This window comes from Telluria sp. GW821-FHT07G12 (assembly GCF_059418525.1).
On record NZ_JBWKQA010000003.1, the window covers coordinates 533638 to 551172 of the forward strand.

Sequence of the window (17535 nt, forward strand, 5' to 3'; positions counted from 1 at the left end):
TGATCAGACGGGGAGCTTGAGCAGTTCGTCGACGGCGCCCATGACCTTGTTACGGACCTGCATCAGCATCGAGAACGACAGGTTGGCCTGCTGCGAGGACAGCATCGCGCCGACCAGGTCGTCGCTCTTGCCGCTGTCGACCGCGGCCATCTTGTCGGTGGCGGCGCGCTCTTCGCCATCGACGTGGGCGAGGGCGTCCTTCATGCTCTGCGCGAACGAGAAATTACCGGCGGCGTTGTCCTGAGCCGGCAGCCCCATGTCGATAGACGGCGCCACGGAAAGGCGGCTGGCGTCATTGGTCAGGGCGGCCAGATCGGCGCGGATCAGACCAGCAAGTTCAGTTCCCATCGTATTTCCCACTCCCATGCGTAAATATCATGTGTAACGGTTGGTAGCGATTTGACAGTGTTTCCAGGTGTCAATGTGTCGCAATTTTGATTGCTCTTTGGAAATTGTTAAATTTTTAGGTTCTTCCTGACGCTTGGTTTCCATCGCGGAACCGGAGAGAATACCAGCTTCATCTCTTGTTACCCAGGATGAATTTCTCTAGTTCGGCGCGGAATACGAGCATCTTACCGTACGGCAATGACGAATTCAAAGAGGAATCTCAAGTGCTGTGACACAATTTAGCAGGTATAATAGTTGCCCATGGGAATGAAAAGAATGCATTCTCACTTAATAGATTGTTAATTTGAACATGCCGATCGCAACCCCTGACTCCACCTCGCAGCACCAAGTGCTCGACCCCTGCCTGCTGGGGCGTCCGGTACACCTGTTACCGCAGTTCGCGGTACGCCTTCAGGACGACCTCGACACGGCAATGCAGGGTCCGGCACGCCGTTATTGGGGCGGCTGGCGCCTCGACAGTGTCGAATTCGGACGCGCTCCGCAGGATGCCGGCTTGCGTTGGATGGCTGCAACGGGCACTCTGGGCACGGTATCGGTGGCCTTCGAGCGTGGCTTATTACTGACACTATTGGAGCGGCGCTACGGTGGACGTGGCGCTGGCGCAACTCAGCGGGACCCGGGCAGCGAACGTATTACAGCCACTGAAGAGCGTCTCGTCGTCGTATTGACGCAACAGATGGTCGACCTGTTGTATGCACGCGTCGCTGCCAGTGTGGCAATGGAAGTGGCGCCGAATCCGGTGCCGGCCGGCGCCGTGGCCGCTTCGACAATGCCGGGCAAGAGCGCCTGGACGGTCTGTGCGACGCTGCGCGATGCCAATGGTGCAACGGGCCGGTTCTGGATCGCGCCGGACCAGGGCCTGATGGCGACGATCCTCGGCAGCCTGCGTCCGGAGCAGCCGCGTACCCATGCGGCGCGCGGCCCTGCCGAGCCGCTGTCGTCGAAGCTGCAGGTCAAGCTCGACGGACGGCTGGTCAGCAAGGAAATCACGCTGGGTGCGCTGTTCGACCTGAAAGTTGGGGACGTGATCTCGGTCAATGTGGGCCGGACCGACGTCCTGCTCGACGAAGCGCGCTTGTTTACAGCCGCCGTCGCCGAGCACAAGGGAAAGCTGTGTTTAACCTCTTTTGAAGATGCGGAATAAATGGACATGAACCTCAACGAGCAAATCGCCGGTGGCGACATCATCATCGACGACCTGGAAGGCGCCGATACCCCGGTTGCCGCAGCGCCGGCCAAGTCGGCCCGCCTGCCGCAGATGATGCGCCGGATCCCGGTGACCCTGACGCTGGAAGTGGGCTCGGCCCGCATCTCGCTGCAGGAGCTGATGGAGATCGGCCCGTCTTCCGTGCTGCCGCTGGACGCGCTGGCAGGGGAGCCGCTGGTCATCAAGGTCAATGGCGCCGCCATCGGCCGCGCCGAAGTGGTGGTCGCAGGCGAGCAGTACGGCCTGAAGGTGATCGATCTCGACGGTCTCAACCTGGACCTGATCGCACCATGACGTTTGCACGCCGCGGCGCCGGGGTGTTCGCACCCTTGCGCCGTTATACGCCGGCGCTTGCCGGCGTGTCCCTTTTGCTGATCGCCGGCGCGGCCGCCGCTGCGCCGCAGAATCCCGACCTCCTGCCCGGGATCATTCCCGGCGCCGGCAGCGGCCTGACCGTGAAGTCGCAGATCCTGGTCCTGATGACCATCCTCGGGCTGCTGCCCGTGATGGTCATGATGATGACCAGCTTCACGCGCTTCGTGATCGTGCTCTCGCTGCTGCGCCAGGCGCTCGGCCTGCAATCGGGCCTGCCGAACCGGATCGTCACCGGGGTCGCCTTGATTCTGACCTTGCTGGTGATGCGCCCGGTCGGCGAGCAGATCTGGAAGGAAGCCTTCGTCCCCTACGACAAGGACAAGATCACGCTCGAGCAGGCGCTCAAGACCGCCGAGGTGCCCCTGTCGCGCTTCATGCTGGCCCAGACCAGCAAGGCGGCGCTGGCCCAGGTCGCGCACCTTGCCGGCGAACCGGCCGAGATGGCGCCGATGGCGCGCGGCTTCACCGTCAAGCTGGCGGCCTTCGTGCTGTCGGAGCTGAAGAGCGCCTTCCAGATCGGCTGCATGCTGTTCATTCCCTTCCTGATCATCGACCTGGTAGTGTCCTCGGTACTGATGGCGATGGGCATGATGATGCTGTCGCCGCTGGTGATTTCGCTGCCTTTCAAGCTGCTGCTGTTCGTGCTGGTCGACGGCTGGACCCTGACCGTGAACACGCTGGTCGGCAGCATCCACGGCTACTAGACACTAATTAGAGATATGACTCCCGATATCGCGGTCGACATCATGATCGAGGCCCTGCAGCTGGTGATGCTGCTGGCCGCCGTGCTGGTGCTCCCGGGCCTGATCACCGGCGTGATCGTCGCCGTGTTCCAGGCCGCCACCTCGATCAACGAACAGACCCTGAGCTTTTTGCCGCGCCTGCTGGTGACGCTGCTGGCGCTGATCGTGGCCGGCCACTGGATGACCGGCAAACTGATGGACTACTGCGTGCACGTGTTCCAGCAGGCCGCGCAGCTGGTCGTGTAGGCCCTCGCGCCCGATGATCGACCTCGTCAACTTCTTGCTGCCGCTGATCGGCGCCTTGTGGTGGCCCTTCGCCCGCTGCATGGCGATGTTCACCACCGCGCCGGTGCTGGGCGAGGCCTACGTGCCGCTGCCGGTGCGCGCGCTGCTGTCGGTGGCGCTGGCCTTCATGATGCTGCCGATGACGAAAGGCGCTCCGATGCCGGACCCGTTCTCGCTGGCCGGCGTGGTGGCGATGGTGGAGCAGGCCGTGATTGGCGGCGCGATCGGCCTGGCGATGCAGCTGACGATGGCGGTGGTGGGCATGCTGGGCTTCCTGGCCTCGAGCCAGATCGGCTTTTCGATGGCGCAGATGAACGACCCGATCAACGGCCAGCAGTCGGACGTGGTGTCCGGCATGCTGGGGCTGGTGGCGATCCTGGTGTTCTTCGCCATCGACGGCCACCTGGTGCTGGTGGGCGTGCTGGGACAGAGCCTGCGCGCCTGGCCGGTCGGCGGCGGGTACAACCCCATCCTGCTGCACACGATTGCGCTGAACGTGGGCTGGGTGTTCGCCGCGGCGATCCTGCTGGCGCTGCCGATCATCTTTTCGACGCTGGTGGTGCAGATCGGCCTGGGCTTCCTGAACCGCGTGGCGCCCTCGCTGAACCTGTTCTCGCTGGGCTTTTCGCTGGTGACCCTGTTCGGCCTGATGATGCTGGCCCAGGTGGTGCGCTTCGTTCCCGAGCATTACGTGCAGATGACCAACCAGGTGCTGGAGATGCTCCAGCAGCAGATGAGGGCTGCCCATGGCTGATACCGGCACCGGCGGCGATAAGACAGAAAAGGCCTCAGCGCAAAAGCTGAGGAAGGCGCGCGAGCAGGGTCAGGTGGTCCGCTCGAAGGACCTGGCCACGGCGGTCGGCATCCTGGCCAGCCTGAAGCTGCTCGTGTTCCTGATGCCGGACTACCTGGAGTCCTTCCGCGCGCTGTTCCGCATGGTGTTCGTGCCGGTGGGCGAGGCGGGCGCCATCGAGAACGCGCTGTCGATCGTGTTCAGCGCCGCCGCCATGCTGCTCATCAAGATGGTGCTGCCGCTGTTCGGCGTGACCCTGGCGGTGGTGCTCACCAGCCTGGTGCCGGGCGGCTGGAACATCTCGACCGCGGCGCTGATGCCGAATTTCGGCCGCTTCTCGCCGGTGTCCAACCTCGGCAAGCTCGCCACCGGCAAGCACTGGAGCGAGTTCGGCATCTCGATCGCGAAGGCGATCGTGCTGGGGATCGTGCTGTGGTACGTGGTGCGTTCCGCCGCGATGAGCTGGATCGACCTGCAACGCATGCCGCTGCCGGACGCCATGCTGCGCGGCGTCTCGCAAGTGTTCGACGCGTTGATGGCGCTGATCTCGGTGTTCCTGCTGTTCGCCCTGATCGACGTGCCGCTGCAGGCCTTCCTGTTCGCGCGCAGCCAGCGCATGAGCAAGCAGGAAGTGAAGGAAGAATACAAGAGCTCCGAGGGCAAGCCCGAGGTGAAGCAGCGCATCCGCCAGATCCAGCAGCAGCTGGCGCGCCGCAACGTGAACAAGACCGTGCCGGGCGCCGACGTCGTGATCGTCAACCCCGAGCACTACGCGGTCGCCCTGAAGTACGATACCAGCCGCGCCGAGGCGCCATTCGTGGTGGCCAAGGGCATCGACGAGATGGCCCTGTACATCAAGGCGGTCGCGGCCAAGCACCAGATCGAAACGGTCACGCTGCCGCCGCTGGCGCGCGCGATCTACAACACCAGCCAGGTCCAGCAGCAGATCCCGGCGCAGCTCTACCAGGCGGTATCGCAGGTGCTGAACTATGTGCTGCAACTGAATGCATTCCGTGACGGCCGGCGCCAGGCGCCCCCACGGTTCCCGAACGAAGTCGTCGTCCCTAGCCACTTGAGTGAGGTATCCGCAACATGAACTTGATTAACAGCTTGATGGCCGAGCTGCGCCGCCAGAAGTTCGCCACCCCGGCGTTCCTGCTGACGCTTCTCGCGATGATCATGCTGCCACTGCCACCGGTGCTGCTGGACGTGCTGTTCACGTTCAACATCGTGCTGGCCCTGATCGTGATCCTGGTGTCCGTGTCGTCCAAGCGTCCGCTGGACTTCTCGGTGTTCCCGACCGTGATCCTGGGCACCACCCTGATGCGCCTGGCGCTGAACGTGGCCTCGACCCGTGTGGTGCTGCTGCGCGGCCACGAGGGCACGGCCGCCGCCGGTCACGTGATCGAGGCCTTCGGTAACGTCGTCATCGGCGGTAACTACGTGGTCGGTATCGTGGTGTTCGTGATCCTCATGATCATCAACTTCATCGTGGTCACGAAGGGCGCCGAGCGTATCTCCGAAGTCTCGGCGCGTTTCACCCTCGATGCGCTGCCCGGCAAGCAGATGGCGATCGACGCCGACCTGAACGCGGGCCTGATCAACCAGGAAAAGGCGCAGGAGCGCCGCAAGGACGTGTCCAACGAAGCGGACTTCTACGGCGCCATGGACGGCGCTTCGAAGTTCGTGCGCGGCGACGCCGTCGCCTCGATCCTCATCCTGCTGATCAACATGATCGGCGGCGTCGCCATCGGCGCGGTGATGCACAACATGTCGATGGGCGAAGCCTTCCGCCAGTACGCGCTGCTGACCATCGGCGATGGCCTGGTGGCGCAGATCCCGGCGCTGCTGCTGTCGGCCGCCGCGGCGATCCTGGTGACCCGCGTCAGCGATTCCGGCGACCTCGAAAAGCAGGTCGGCGGCCAGCTGCTGGCGCAGCCGGGCGTGCTGTTCTCGGCCTCCGGCGTGATGATCGTCCTCGGCCTGGTGCCGGGCATGCCGTGGTTCTTCTTCTTCATCTTTGCCGGTGTGCTGGGCTATGTCGGCTACCGCCAGACGCGCCAGATCAAGGAGCCCGACCGCGAGAACGTGGCGGCAATCGAAGCCGCGCTGCGCGACGACCGCGTGCCGGACCTCGACTGGCAGCAGCTGCCGGTGGTGCAGCCGATCTCGGTGGCCGTCGGCTACAAGCTGGTGCACCTCGTGGATAAAGCCCAGGGCGAGCCTTTACCTAAGCGCATCAAGGGCGTGCGCCAGAGCCTGTCCGAGCAAATGGGCCTGCTGCTGCCCGCCATCGGTGTGCGCGACGACCTGACCTTGCGCCCGAACCAGTATTCGATCTCGGTGAACGGCACCGTGGTGGCCGAAGGCGAAGTGGTGCCGGAAGCGCTGATGGCGATCCCGTCGCCGACCGTGTACGGCCAGCTGGACGGCGTGCCCGGCATCGAGCCGGCCTTCGGCATGGCCATCACCTGGATCGACCCGGAGCAGAAGGCGCATGCGCTGGGCCAGGGCTACCAGGTGGTCGAGGTGGCGAGCGCGATCGCGACCCACGCCTCGAAGATCGCCAAGGATTACCTGTCGGAGCTGTTCCGTCACGAAGACGTGCCGGCGATGATGGAGCGCCTGACGGCGCTGTCGCCGAAGCTGGCCTCGGCGCTGGACAAGGCCCTGACCCACACCCAGCTGCTGCGCGTGTTCCGGGTGCTGCTGGCCGAGAACGTGTCGCTGAAGGACATCGTCGTCATCGCCACCACGCTGCTGGACAGCTCGGAGTCGACCAAGGATCCGATCCTGCTGGCGGCCGAGGTGCGCTGCGCGCTGCGGCGCCAGATCGTGTCCGGCCTGTACGGGAAGAAGAAGGACATGCCGGCCTTTAACCTGTCCGGGGACCTCGAGAACATGCTGCTCGGCTCCCTGAACCAGGCGCGCCAGAACAATGGCGGCAAGGTGGCATTGGATAATTATCCGATCGATCCGCAGCTGCTGTCGCAGCTGCAGCTGAACATGCCGGTGGCGCGCGAGCAGATGAAACAGCAGCACACGCCGCCGCTGCTGCTGGTGCTGCCGCAGATCCGTCCGCTGCTGGCCCGCTACGCGCGCCTGTTCGCGCCGGGGCTGCATGTGCTGTCCTATAACGAGATTCCGGAGAACCGCGAAGTCTCGATTATCGGTACAGTCGGTTAAATCGGTCGAGGGATCGTGGGCACCCCGTGCCCACGCAAACTTTCTAATGCGCTGGTAAAACCAGCGCCAATTCCGCCATCGCCCTGAAAACGGGCAAACTCAAAGCCGACGCCGCATCCGTCGACGGCAGCCGGATATGCGCCGGCCCCATCGGCAAACTGTCGCGGTACTTCCATCCCAGCACGCGCAAGCCCGCGCGAGCCACCGCCGTCTCGAGTTCCGGCTGCAGCGCGCGCAGGCGCGCCAGGCTGGCCGCATCCGGCGCACACAATTCCAGGCGCACGCCGTCGGCCAGGGGCTCGGCCTGCACCGTCACCACGGTGCCGTCCTGCAGCACCAGTTCCAGGCGCAGGGCCGCGCGCGCACGGCGCTTTCGCTGCTGCTGTTGCTGGGCTTCCTGATCCTCTTGCACCACCCGTAGATGCTGGTCGTGGGCGCTGCCCGCATGCACCGTGAAGCGCCAGGCGTCGAAGGGCGCGTTCTGCTGGTCGGCCTGGCGCAATACCCGTGGATCCTGGCCGGCCTGCAGCATCGCCATCGGCAGCTGGCCCGGGCGCGCCTGCAGTTCGCGGTTCGCGAGTTGGGCGCCATAGCTGCGCACCATGCCGCGCCAGGAATCGGCCAGCGCGCCGCCGTCCCGGTTCGGCCAGGTCAGCTGGCGCGCCATCACCAGCTGGTCCGGGCGCATTGCCGCGCCTTCCTGCATCGCATCGGCAGTTGCCCCAGCGGCGGCTGGCGCCGAGGCCGGCGCGCCGGGCAAGGGCAGGGGCAGGTTGTCCAGCTCGGCCAGCAGCGCGGCCGGGGCGACGGCGGCCACGGGGCCGACCGGCAGCGCAGGCCCGGCGGGGACCGCGGGCAACACCTTTGATGCGAGAGGAGGGAAGGACAGGGAGGCCATGGTAAATGCAGAGTAGCAAGTAAAAAGGCCAACCGCAAGGCTGGCCTTTGGAGTTTCCCGGCTGTGTTAGCCCGGGAAGGTGGCCGTAACCGGCTCGGGAATTACTGCAACAGGGACATGACCATCGACGACATGCTGTTGGTCTGCTTCAGCATGGCGGTCGAGGCTTGCAGCAGCATCTGGTTCGAGGTCATCGAGGCGCTTTCCGAAGCGAAGTCGACGTCCATGATGCGGCCGGTTGCAGCCTTGGTGTTGCTGGTGATGTTCTGCAGGTTGTTGTAGACGTGGTCCAGACGGTTGGCGGTTGCACCCAGGCTCGAACGCACCGAGCTGATCTTGTCGATGGCGGTCGAGATCAGGTTGATGGTGGCGTTGGCGCTCGAGGTCAGCTCGGTGCCGGCAGTGGCGGTCGAGGCGGTGGCGCCGGCGTAGGCCGATGCGCTGCCCAGTGCGGTCAGCACGGTGCCCGAGGCGCCCATTTCAGTGGACAGGTCCAGGGTCATCTTCTCCGACGAATCGGCGCCGATCTGGAAGGTGATCGAGCTGGAGATGGTGCCCGACTTCAGCAGCGACTGGCCGCCGAACTTGGTGTTCGACATGATGTTCTGGATTTCTTTGCCCAAGTTGTCGTATTCCGACTGCATCGCGGTCTTGTCGTCGGTGCTCGACGAAGCGTCCGAAGCCTGGGTTGCCAGGTCTTTCATGCGGACGAGCATGTTGCCGACTTCGTCCAGCGCGCCTTCGGCGGTCTGCAGCATCGAGGTCGAGTTCTGGGTGTTGCGCATTGCGACGGCCATGCCGCTGGTCTGTGCTTTCAGACGGGTGGCGATCTGCAGGCCGGCTGCGTCGTCCATTGCCGAGTTGATGCGATAGCCGGTCGACAGACGGGTCATCGAGGTGGTCAGCGAAGTCTGGGTCTTCGACAGGGAAGATTGGGCGGACAGGGCGGCGTTGTTGGTGTGAAGGCTCAGCATGATTAACTCTCCTGATGGGGTGTTCTATTCGGGTTCGTGTCGTTGGAGCCGCGGTTCGTCGCGCTCTCACAAGTACAAGACGACCACTTTCGCGGGTTCATTAAATTCCACATGGAAATTTTTTGAATTTTTTTTGCAGCCCGTTTCATGGTTCCGATGTCGGCGCCATGCCACAGTCCTGCTTGATATTTCTTGCGCTGCCGCCACATTTTTGCTCTACGGCAAGTATTAAACGTATACTCGGCCTATCTCACATATCTATATAGAGGTCGTTTCCATGACGGAGTCAGCCCAGCTTTCCATCGCCGAGTCCGCCCCGGTGGATGTCCACAGCCTGTTTGCCGCAGGCCTGGCCCTGCACCGCGAGCAGCAGCTGGAAAAGGCGATGGCGATCTACGAGCAGGTACTGCGCCGGATGCCGAAGCACGCGGGCGCGCTGCACCACGTCGGCCTGATCGCCTTCGCGGCCGGTAATTACAATATCGCCGCCGGCTTCATCCGCGGCGCCCTGGCGATCGTCCCTTCGAGCGCCGCGCACGGCGATCTCGGTAACGCCTATAAAGAGCTGGGCCGCATCGAGGATGCGCTGGCCTGCTATGACCAGGCGCTGGCGCTGGACGCCGGCAATCCCGACCTGCACTACAACCGCGCCACCGCTTTGCAGGCGCTGGGCAGCTTCGAGGCCGCGCTGGCCGGCTACGATGCCGCGCTGGCCCTGAACCCGAACGATCCTGAAGCCCGCAACAACCGCGGCGTGGCGCTGAAGGAGCTGGGCAGGTACGAAGAAGCGCTGGACAGCTTCGAGCTCGCGCTGGCGATGGTGCCCGGCTATGCCGACGCCCACAACAACCGCGGCAACGTGTTCATCGAACTGAAACGCTTCGACGAGGCCCTGGCCTGCTACGACACTGTGGTGGCGCTCGGCGCTGCATCGGGTGAGACCCACTTCAACCGCGCCCGCGTGCTGCAGACCCGCGACGAGGACGCCGCGCTGGCCGCCTACGACCAGGCGATCGCCCTCGATCCGAACCTGGCCAAGGCCTACAACAACCGAGCACTGATCCTGCGCCGGCAAAAGCGCTATGAAGAAGCGCTGCGCGACTGCGAGATGTCGATCGCGCTCTCGCCGGACTACCAGGAAGCCCACATCGGCGCCGGCAACGTGCTGCGCGACCTGAAGCGCCACGAGGCCGCGCTGGCCTGCTACGACGAGGCGCTGCGCCACGGCGAGCGAGATGCCGGCCTGGTCGACCTGCGCGGCATGACCCTGCGCGAGCTGCGCCGCTACGACGAAGCCCTGGCAGCGCACGAAGAAGCCCTGAAATCCGACCCCAACCTGGCGAATGCGCTGCAAAACCGCGGCAACGTGCTGCGCGACCTGGGACGCTTCGACGAAGCCCTGGCCTGTTTCGACCAAGCGCTGCAGATGGAGCCGGACAGCGCCCAGGCCTGGGTCAACCAGGGTGCGATCCTGGCGGCGATGGGCGATTACGAGGCTGCCCTCTCCAAATATGACCGCGCGATCGCGATCGATCCAGAACTGTCGGTGGCTTACTGGAACCGCAGCCTGCTGCATCTCGAGCACGGCAATTTCAAGGATGGCTGGGCGGACCACGAATGGCGCTGGCAGACCCCGCACTTCCTGAATTCGCCGGACATCCGCCCCTTCGAGGCGCCGCTGTGGCTGGGCCAGGAAGACATCGCCGGCAAGAGCATCCTGCTGTATTCGGAGCAGGGCTTCGGCGACGTGCTGCAGTGCGCACGCTATGTGCCGCTGCTGGCGGCGCGCGGCGCCACCGTGATCCTGGAGACGCACGGTCCGCTGGCCGGCCTGCTGGCGGGCCTGGACGGCGTCGCGCAGCTGGTCCCGCGCGGCCAGCCGGTGCCGGTGACGGACTGGCGCTGCCCGATGATGAGCCTTCCGCTGGCCTTCGGCACCGAACTGGCCACCATCCCGGCGCCGCAGCACTACCTGCGCGCCGATCCGGCAAAGGTCGATGCATGGCGCGAGGTGCTGGGTCCGGCCAAGAAGCCGCGCGTGGGCCTGGTCTGGAGCGGCAACCCGACCCATGGCAACGACAACAACCGCAGCCTGGCCTTCGAGCAGATGACGGCGCTGCTGTCCGACCGCTTCGAATTCTTCACCCTGCAGCGCGACGTGCGCCCAGCCGACCAGGCCGCGCTCGAGCTGGACGGCCGCGTGCGCGGCTTCGGCCACCAGTTGAAAGATTTCAGCGACACCGCCGCCCTGTCCGAGCTGATGGACGTGGTGGTGACGGTCGATACCAGCGTGGCCCATCTGGCCGGCGCCCTCGGCCGCCCGACCTGGATCCTGCTGCCGGCGGTGGCCGACTGGCGCTGGCTGCGCGAGCGCGGCGACAGCCCCTGGTATCCGTCGGCGCGCCTGTTCCGCCAGCCGGCGGCGGGGCGCTGGGACCTGGCGCTGGAGCAGGTGCGCGCCGATCTCGAGCGCTTCGCCAGCGGAGACATTTTCTCAACCACTAAGAAATAAGAACATGAATAAATCGACCCTGCGTCCTACCGCTTTCATCCTGGTCTCCACCAACCACGGCAGCATGCTCGTCAACCGTCATGACTACCGCCTGGTCGAAGGGGGCGCCTATGGGGTCGGGCACCAGCTGTTGTCGACGTCCTCCTTCGACCAGGAAGAAGTCGACGTCGCGCTGAAGCTGCTGCACGCGCGCCGCCAGCATTTCGGCGACGGCGTGGTCGCCATCGACTGCGGCGCCAACATCGGCGTGCACACCATCGAGTGGGCCCGGTTCATGTACGGCTGGGGCGAAGTGGTCGCCTTCGAAGCCCAGGAACGCGTGTACTACGCGCTGTGCGGGAACATTACGATGAACAACTGCTTTAACGCGCACGCGGTGTGGGCGGCGGTGGGCGCAGAGGACGGCCAGATCGCGGTGCCGGTGCCGGATTACTTCACGCCCTCGAGCTTCGGCAGCCTCGAGCTGCGCCAGCGCGAGAACAACGAATTCATCGGCCAGGCCGTCGACTATTCGCCCGGGAAGACCAAGGCCACGCCGCTGCTGGCGCTGGACGGCCTCGACATGCAGCGCCTCGACTTCATGAAGATCGACATCGAAGGCATGGAGATGGAAGCACTGAGCGGCGCCCGCCGGCAGATCGAGCGCTTCAAGCCTCAGCTGATGATCGAGAAGATCAAGTCGAACGAAGCCGAGATTGCCGGTTTCCTCGCAAACCTCGGCTACAAGACCTTCCCGCTGGGCCTGAACCTGCTGGCTGTGCACGAGAGCGATCCGGTGGCTGCGGAAATCCGCATCGGCTGACTGATCGGCTTAGTTATCGGCTACGTTTCCGGGGTCCACACGAAGCGGACCCCGTCTTTTCCATCGTTGGCCGGTCCGGCGCTGTCGGCCCTGAACGCGCCAGCCGTCCCGTTCATGCGGAGGAAGCGCTTGGTAGCGAGCGACATCAGCACCAGTTCGCCGGTCGGGGTTTCGCTCCACTGAAAACTCTGCGCCGTGCCGGGACGCGCCGCGTCGAAGCCGGCGCCGCCGTCGGCGCCGATCGTCAGGTAGCCGGCGTCCGACTTCAGCGCCACCCGGCCCAGGCCCATGTCCTCGACCAGAAACACGCCCAGCCCGACCCCGGTCCCGTAGGCAGCGAGCCGGATCCGCTTCCCGTAGGGGACAGGCCGCATGAAGCCGTGCGGATAGGGCTGCTGGACGTCGACGCTGTCGAAATCGGCGTAGCCGCCTTCCTTGCCTTGCGTGTTGTAGCTGAACAGCGCATAGCGCACGCCCTGGAAGGTCGTCAGCTGGAACACCATCTTGAATTCCTCGCCGATCCGGTGGAACTCCCGGCCGTCGACTGAATAGCTGAACCTCGCCTTCTCGGTTAGGAAATCGCAGTCCGCGCGCAGCCACAGGCGCGATGCATCGACCCGGGTCCGGGTATGCCTGTCCGCCGCCTGGTCGAACAAATCGAGCGTCAGGCCGCCGGCGCTTTTTTCGGCGCCCAGCGCGGCATAGGGCAGGTTGAGCAGGGCCAGCCCGGCCACGTCGCCGTCCTGCAGGCCGGCCGCATCCAGGATCACCGTCGGCGAGGAGATGGGGCCGATCGCGCGCTGGGTCAGGCTGTTGCGGGCGTCCCAGAAAGCCTTGGCCGGGAGGGCGTGAAGCCGCAGGAAGCCCGGACGCTCGCTCAGCGACCATTTGCCGTCCACCGGCACGTGGTTCCACTGCCAGATTGGCTTGAGCGCCGGCGCGGAAAAATCGTCGCTGCGCTCGAAAGGCACCGTAATCGGCTGCGCCTGCGCCGTCTTCGGCTTGGTCCAGGTGCGCGGCGTCCGCCCCAGGTTGCCGGGCAGGCCGAACCAGGGCCAGCCATCTTTCCAGGTGACCGGGGACAGGCCGAGCAGGCGTCCGACCGAATTGAAGTCCATCATCGAGAAACCCCACCATTCGCCGGCCGGGGTCAGGACGATGCCGCCCTGGTGCAGCGAGCCGGCGGCCATGCCGAAGGTTTCGTCCTTGCTGATGGCCTGGTTCACTTCATAGGGACCGTAGACATGGTCGGCGCGCGCCGCCGGCATGCGGAAGCCGCCGGCGTAGTTGGCGCTGATGATGTAGTACTTCCCGTTGATCTTGTAGAAGTGCGCGCCTTCGCCCATGCCGTCGGTCTTAGAGAACAGCACCTTCTCGGTGCCCGGCACGATGTCGGTGAGGTCTTCGGTCAGCTGGGCCAGGTGCATGGTCTGGTGGTCCCAGACGGCATATGCCTTGCCGTCGTCGTCGAACAGCACGGACAGGTCGTGCAGGCTGCGCTTCATTTCGCGGTGCGTCCACGGGCCGCGCGGATCGGTGGCGCTATAGATCTGGGTGCCGCGCCCGTTCACGTTGCTGAAGATGTAGAAGGTCCCCTTGTGGTAGCGCAGGCTGGGCGCCCAGATGCCGCGCCCGTAGATGTTCTTGCCGTCTTCCAGCCGGTAGGCGGGCCCGAAATCCAGTTTGTCCATCGCATAGCTCAGGAATTCCCAGTTGACGAGATCTTTCGAGCGCAGCACCGGCAGCCCCGGCATGGCGTGCATGGTGGTGCCGGTAAGGTAGAACCAGTCGCCTACGCGGATCAGGTCCGGGTCCGAGAACTCGTCATAGAAGATCGGGTTGGTGTAGGTGCCGTTGCCGTTGTCCGCGGTCCAGGTTGGGGATGCGGGGCCGGCGGCGACCACGCTGGCGCAGGCGAGGAGAGCGAGGGCGGCGATGCGGAGCAGGAAGGATGGCACTGAATCTCCTTGGCGGTACTTGCGGGCGCTTGGATGCGAAATTGGTATCGATCAATACAAAAAAGCGATTGGCTCTTCAGTAAATACTTGGATAAATTTCAATCTTGCCTTGATGATTGCGTATATCAAAAATGTTAGCGCAATGTTAGCAACTAGGGCAAGAAATAAAAAATATACAAGACATAAAACAGAGGAGACTATGAAAAAATACCTGAATTCTCGGGCGCCACGCCCTATGGCGTCGCGGGGAGACCTGTTCGTCATGACCGTGATTGCGGGCCTCATTTCGAACGCCTACGCGCAAACCGAACCGGCGCAGCCCGCACCGGCCGCCCAAGCCGACCAAGCGGCTACCCAGCCCGACAAGAAGATCGAGAACACCGTGGTGGTGTCCGGCTTCCGTAGTTCGCTGATGCTGTCGACCAACGAAAAGCGCGACAACAACGGCCTGACCGACTCCGTGTTCTCCGAGGACATGGGCAAATTCCCCGAGCCGAACATCGCCGACGCACTGTCGCGCGTGCCGGGCGTGCAGGTCCAGCGCGGCGAACTCGATGGCGAAGGCATGCGGATCTCGATTCGCGGCATGGGCCCGGCCTTTACCCGCGTGCTGCTCAACGGCGCGCCGATGGCATCGGCGTCGGCCGGCAGCTGGGGCGGCAACATCAGCGCCAACCGCGAAGTCGACATGGACTTCCTGCCTTCGGAACTGTTCCGCCGCGCGACCGTGTACAAGAGCCAGCAGGCCGACCTCATCGAAGGCGGCGTGGCCGGCACCGTGAACATGGTCACCGTGCGTCCCTTCGACAAGGACGGCCTGCGCTCGGCCTTCACCCTGAACGGCAATTTCGCCGACAAGGATCGCAAGTGGGGCAACACCGGCTCCGCCCTGATCAGCAACACCTGGCAGACCCGCTGGGGCAAGGTCGGCGCGCTTGCAGGCTTTGCCTGGAAGGACACCAAATTCCTCACCGACGTGTTCCAGACCGTCGACATGCGTAACGTTCGCCTGAATGCGAACCAGCGCAACGCCTCCGACCCAGCTTCCCTCGCCGGCGACTATTTCAACACCCCCGCCACCGTGCCATCGGGCCTGCCGAACAACCTGCTGCCGGCCTATGCGCAGTCGGTGCTGGTGCCGGGCAAGGCGATCGACCGCGCGATGCTGCTGGCGCTGAATCCGGGCGCCACCCTGCAGCAGATCGACAACGGCCTGATGGGCCGCCTGCCGCGCTACCTGGTGTACCAGGGCGAGCGCAAGAGCCGCGGTGAAGTGCTGAGCTTCCAGTGGCAGCCGAACGACCAGCTGGACTTCTACCTCGACACCGTGTTCGCGCAGAAGGGCATGAAGGGTACGCAGCAGGACATGAGCGTCGGCATGCGCTCCGGCGTCCCGATCCCGATCGGCCTGGAATTCGACAAGAGCGACTGCTCGGCCTACTGCGCGATCACCAAGGGCACCTTCGCCAACACCTTCTGGGCGCTCGAATATCGTCCGATGAAGGAAAACACGCACTTCCGCAGCCTCAACCCCGGCTTCGAATGGCGTGCGGCCGACAAGCTGACCATCGACGGCCACGTCAACTACACCGATAGCCAGTTCTATCGCGACATGCCGACCGTGCTGGCGGCGACCCAGTCGGCGCCGTCGGTGGTCAACTACGACAACACCACGCCGGGCCAGATCCCCAAGATGAGCGGCAACATCGACATCAACAACCCCAGCGCCTTCGGCTGGTACCAGTCGGGGCAGGGTCTGTCGACGCTGCGCATGGACCTGTACGAGCGCAAGAACACGACCAAGGGCACGCGCCTGAACGCCAACTGGGGCGACGAGGCCTTCGCGATCAAGATCGGCGGCTCCTTCGACGACATCGAGCGCCGCTATACCGACTACAACAACGCCGACGCCTGGATCAACTACACCTGCGCCAACGACGTCAGCTACCCCTTCATGCAGCCCAACACCGCGGTGCAGGGCGGCTGCGACGGCCGCTCCACCCCGGGTGTGTCGGTGGCCTCGCTGTATCCGGGCTACGGCACCGGATCGACCGCGGGCCAGACGGCGCCGCTGACCTACCTGGGTTCCGCGGTGACGAACGCGGCGCTGCAGAATTTCCTGCATCCGAGCGACCAGGGTTTCATCACGGTCGACTGGAACAAGTTCGCGGATGCGTCGAAGTACCAGTACTACCGCGACCACCTGACCGACGTGCCGACCACCAATGGCGGCTACCTGCGTGAAAAGGTGACCGGTTTCTATGTCGAGACCAACGGCCGCCTGCCGGTGTTCGGTCGCACCTTCCGCTATAACGCCGGCGTGCGCTACGCCCAGACCGAGCAGACCATCGGCGCACCGATGAACCCGGCCGATCCGCGCAATGCGCAGCAGAACCTGGGCAACGGCGGCCGCTACCTGAACCAGCAGACCTGGGTGTATGAGACGACCAAGTTCCACAACGTGCTGCCGTCCATGAACCTGTCGTACAACTTGATGAAGGACCTGATCGCCCGCGTGTCGGCATCGAAGTCGATGACCCGCGCCAATCCGGCCGACCTGCACCAGACCCAGTTGTCGCTCGGCGACCAGAGCCTGGCGCAGGGCAGCGTGTCGAATCCGAACCTGAAGCCCTTCAAGGCCAATAACCTCGACATCGGCCTGGAGTACTACACCGGCCGCGAAGGTTTCGTGGCGCTGTCGGCCTTCGCCAAGGACATCGTCAGCCGTCCGGGGGTGAAGTTTTCCGACTACACGCTGGCCCAGCTGGACCAGATCTTCGGCACCGTGGGCATGACCGCGGCGCAGCAGGCAGTGGTGGACAATGCCGGGGGCCGCGACAAGGTGCACATCCTGATCCAGGAGCCGATCAACATCGACGACAAGCTCAAGGTGCGCGGCCTGGAATTCACCTGGCAGCAGCCGCTGGACATGCTGCCGGTGAAAGGCTTCGGCTTCACGGGTAACGTCACCTATACCAAGCAGACCGACACGGTGAAAAACTCGCCGCCGGTGGCCGGCGTGCCGGAGCGCACCAACAACCTGACGATCTACTACGAACGCAATGGCCTGAACGTGCGTGTGATGCGTCAGTACAATTCGAGCTTCATCTCAAACACCGGCACCGGCCTCGCCCCGGGCGCCTACGCCTACTTCACTTCGCGTTCGCAGATCGACATGTCGGCCGGCGTGAACCTGCAGAAGATGTTCGGCTTCCGCTACAACACGGACCTGAACGTCAGCGCCTGGAACGTGAACAACGCGAAGAGCCAGAACTACACGGTGGACAGCAACGCGGTCTTCGACCAGAACGCACCGGGCCGCAAGTACAACGTGACCCTCAGCACCAAGTTCTAATTGCCTTGTCTCTTACCGCGTTATCGGCGCGTTACTGTA

General features: G+C 64.4%; 14 protein-coding genes. 10 read left to right on the forward strand and 4 right to left on the reverse strand.

Annotated features, from left to right (window positions below):
• Positions 1 to 3 precede the first annotated feature (3 nt).
• On the reverse strand, positions 4 to 348 hold the full coding sequence (gene fliE / locus AC07PE_RS14915; protein WP_498765711.1) for a flagellar hook-basal body complex protein FliE: 345 nt from the start codon (positions 346 to 348) through the stop codon (positions 4 to 6).
• Between the two features lie 349 nt (positions 349 to 697).
• Between fliE and AC07PE_RS14920 the strand changes: the two genes are divergently transcribed.
• Genes AC07PE_RS14920 through AC07PE_RS14950 form a run of 7 tightly spaced genes read left to right on the forward strand, consistent with a single transcriptional unit; the run spans position 698 to position 6997 of the window.
• A complete protein-coding gene (locus tag AC07PE_RS14920) occupies positions 698 to 1552 on the forward strand; it encodes a FliM/FliN family flagellar motor switch protein (RefSeq protein WP_498765713.1) in 855 nt (284 codons plus the stop codon).
• Entirely contained in the window at positions 1553 to 1909 is a 357-nt protein-coding gene (locus AC07PE_RS14925; protein ID WP_498765715.1) for a FliM/FliN family flagellar motor switch protein, read from the forward strand.
• Positions 1906 to 2694 carry a flagellar type III secretion system pore protein FliP gene (fliP, locus tag AC07PE_RS14930; protein WP_498765717.1) on the forward strand — a complete coding sequence of 263 codons (789 nt, stop codon included), beginning with the start codon at positions 1906 to 1908 and terminating at the stop codon, positions 2692 to 2694. Before AC07PE_RS14925 ends, fliP begins: the two co-directional genes overlap by 4 nt.
• A gap of 15 nt (positions 2695 to 2709) precedes the next feature.
• On the forward strand, positions 2710 to 2979 hold the full coding sequence (gene fliQ, locus AC07PE_RS14935; protein ID WP_498765719.1) for a flagellar biosynthesis protein FliQ: 270 nt from the start codon (positions 2710 to 2712) through the stop codon (positions 2977 to 2979).
• Between the two features lie 13 nt (positions 2980 to 2992).
• Positions 2993 to 3772, forward strand: coding sequence for a flagellar biosynthetic protein FliR (gene fliR, locus AC07PE_RS14940; RefSeq protein ID WP_498765721.1), 780 nt, complete (start codon positions 2993 to 2995; stop codon positions 3770 to 3772).
• Positions 3765 to 4907 (forward strand): EscU/YscU/HrcU family type III secretion system export apparatus switch protein, encoded by a 1143-nt coding sequence (locus tag AC07PE_RS14945; protein WP_498765723.1) that lies wholly within the window; start codon positions 3765 to 3767, stop codon positions 4905 to 4907. Before fliR ends, AC07PE_RS14945 begins: the two co-directional genes overlap by 8 nt.
• Positions 4904 to 6997 (forward strand): flagellar biosynthesis protein FlhA, encoded by a 2094-nt coding sequence (locus tag AC07PE_RS14950; RefSeq protein ID WP_498765725.1) that lies wholly within the window; start codon positions 4904 to 4906, stop codon positions 6995 to 6997. The genes AC07PE_RS14945 and AC07PE_RS14950 overlap by 4 nt, the downstream gene beginning before the upstream one ends.
• A gap of 43 nt (positions 6998 to 7040) precedes the next feature.
• Here AC07PE_RS14950 and AC07PE_RS14955 read toward each other — a convergent pair whose 3' ends face one another.
• Together AC07PE_RS14955 and AC07PE_RS14960 are read right to left on the reverse strand one after the other, a co-directional pair.
• On the reverse strand, positions 7041 to 7859 hold the full coding sequence (locus tag AC07PE_RS14955; protein WP_498765727.1) for a hypothetical protein: 819 nt from the start codon (positions 7857 to 7859) through the stop codon (positions 7041 to 7043).
• 137 nt (positions 7860 to 7996) lie between these two features.
• Positions 7997 to 8869 carry a flagellin N-terminal helical domain-containing protein gene (locus tag AC07PE_RS14960; protein ID WP_498765729.1) on the reverse strand — a complete coding sequence of 291 codons (873 nt, stop codon included), beginning with the start codon at positions 8867 to 8869 and terminating at the stop codon, positions 7997 to 7999.
• 277 nt (positions 8870 to 9146) lie between these two features.
• On the opposite strand from AC07PE_RS14960, the gene AC07PE_RS14965 reads away from it, so the two are divergent.
• Entirely contained in the window at positions 9147 to 11381 is a 2235-nt protein-coding gene (locus tag AC07PE_RS14965) for a tetratricopeptide repeat protein (protein WP_498765731.1), read from the forward strand.
• Positions 11382 to 11385: 4 nt separating this feature from the next.
• Positions 11386 to 12183: an FkbM family methyltransferase gene (locus AC07PE_RS14970; RefSeq protein ID WP_498765733.1), complete on the forward strand. Its 798-nt coding sequence runs from the start codon at positions 11386 to 11388 to the stop codon at positions 12181 to 12183.
• A gap of 20 nt (positions 12184 to 12203) precedes the next feature.
• Here AC07PE_RS14970 and AC07PE_RS14975 read toward each other — a convergent pair whose 3' ends face one another.
• Complete coding sequence (locus tag AC07PE_RS14975; protein WP_498765735.1) at positions 12204 to 14141, reverse strand: family 43 glycosylhydrolase; 1938 nt, start codon at positions 14139 to 14141, stop codon at positions 12204 to 12206.
• Between the two features lie 235 nt (positions 14142 to 14376).
• On the opposite strand from AC07PE_RS14975, the gene AC07PE_RS14980 reads away from it, so the two are divergent.
• Positions 14377 to 17496 (forward strand): TonB-dependent receptor, encoded by a 3120-nt coding sequence (locus AC07PE_RS14980; protein ID WP_498765737.1) that lies wholly within the window; start codon positions 14377 to 14379, stop codon positions 17494 to 17496.
• The last annotated feature ends 39 nt before the right edge of the window (positions 17497 to 17535 follow it).

Excerpts from the sequence above, each read along its gene's own strand:
- fliR (WP_498765721.1), top strand. The coding sequence starts at position 2,993 with ATGATCGACCTCGTCAACTTCTTGCTGCCGCTGATCGGCGCCTTGTGG.
- fliQ (WP_498765719.1), top strand. The coding sequence starts at position 2,710 with ATGACTCCCGATATCGCGGTCGACATCATGATCGAGGCCCTGCAGCTG.
- AC07PE_RS14945 (WP_498765723.1), top strand. The coding sequence starts at position 3,765 with ATGGCTGATACCGGCACCGGCGGCGATAAGACAGAAAAGGCCTCAGCG.
- AC07PE_RS14925 (WP_498765715.1), top strand. The coding sequence starts at position 1,553 with ATGGACATGAACCTCAACGAGCAAATCGCCGGTGGCGACATCATCATC.
- AC07PE_RS14960 (WP_498765729.1), bottom strand. The coding sequence starts at position 8,869 with ATGCTGAGCCTTCACACCAACAACGCCGCCCTGTCCGCCCAATCTTCC.
- AC07PE_RS14920 (WP_498765713.1), top strand. The coding sequence starts at position 698 with ATGCCGATCGCAACCCCTGACTCCACCTCGCAGCACCAAGTGCTCGAC.
- AC07PE_RS14980 (WP_498765737.1), top strand. The coding sequence starts at position 14,377 with ATGGCGTCGCGGGGAGACCTGTTCGTCATGACCGTGATTGCGGGCCTC.
- AC07PE_RS14950 (WP_498765725.1), top strand. The coding sequence starts at position 4,904 with ATGAACTTGATTAACAGCTTGATGGCCGAGCTGCGCCGCCAGAAGTTC.
- AC07PE_RS14965 (WP_498765731.1), top strand. The coding sequence starts at position 9,147 with ATGACGGAGTCAGCCCAGCTTTCCATCGCCGAGTCCGCCCCGGTGGAT.
- AC07PE_RS14970 (WP_498765733.1), top strand. The coding sequence starts at position 11,386 with ATGAATAAATCGACCCTGCGTCCTACCGCTTTCATCCTGGTCTCCACC.
- fliP (WP_498765717.1), top strand. The coding sequence starts at position 1,906 with ATGACGTTTGCACGCCGCGGCGCCGGGGTGTTCGCACCCTTGCGCCGT.
- fliE (WP_498765711.1), bottom strand. The coding sequence starts at position 348 with ATGGGAACTGAACTTGCTGGTCTGATCCGCGCCGATCTGGCCGCCCTG.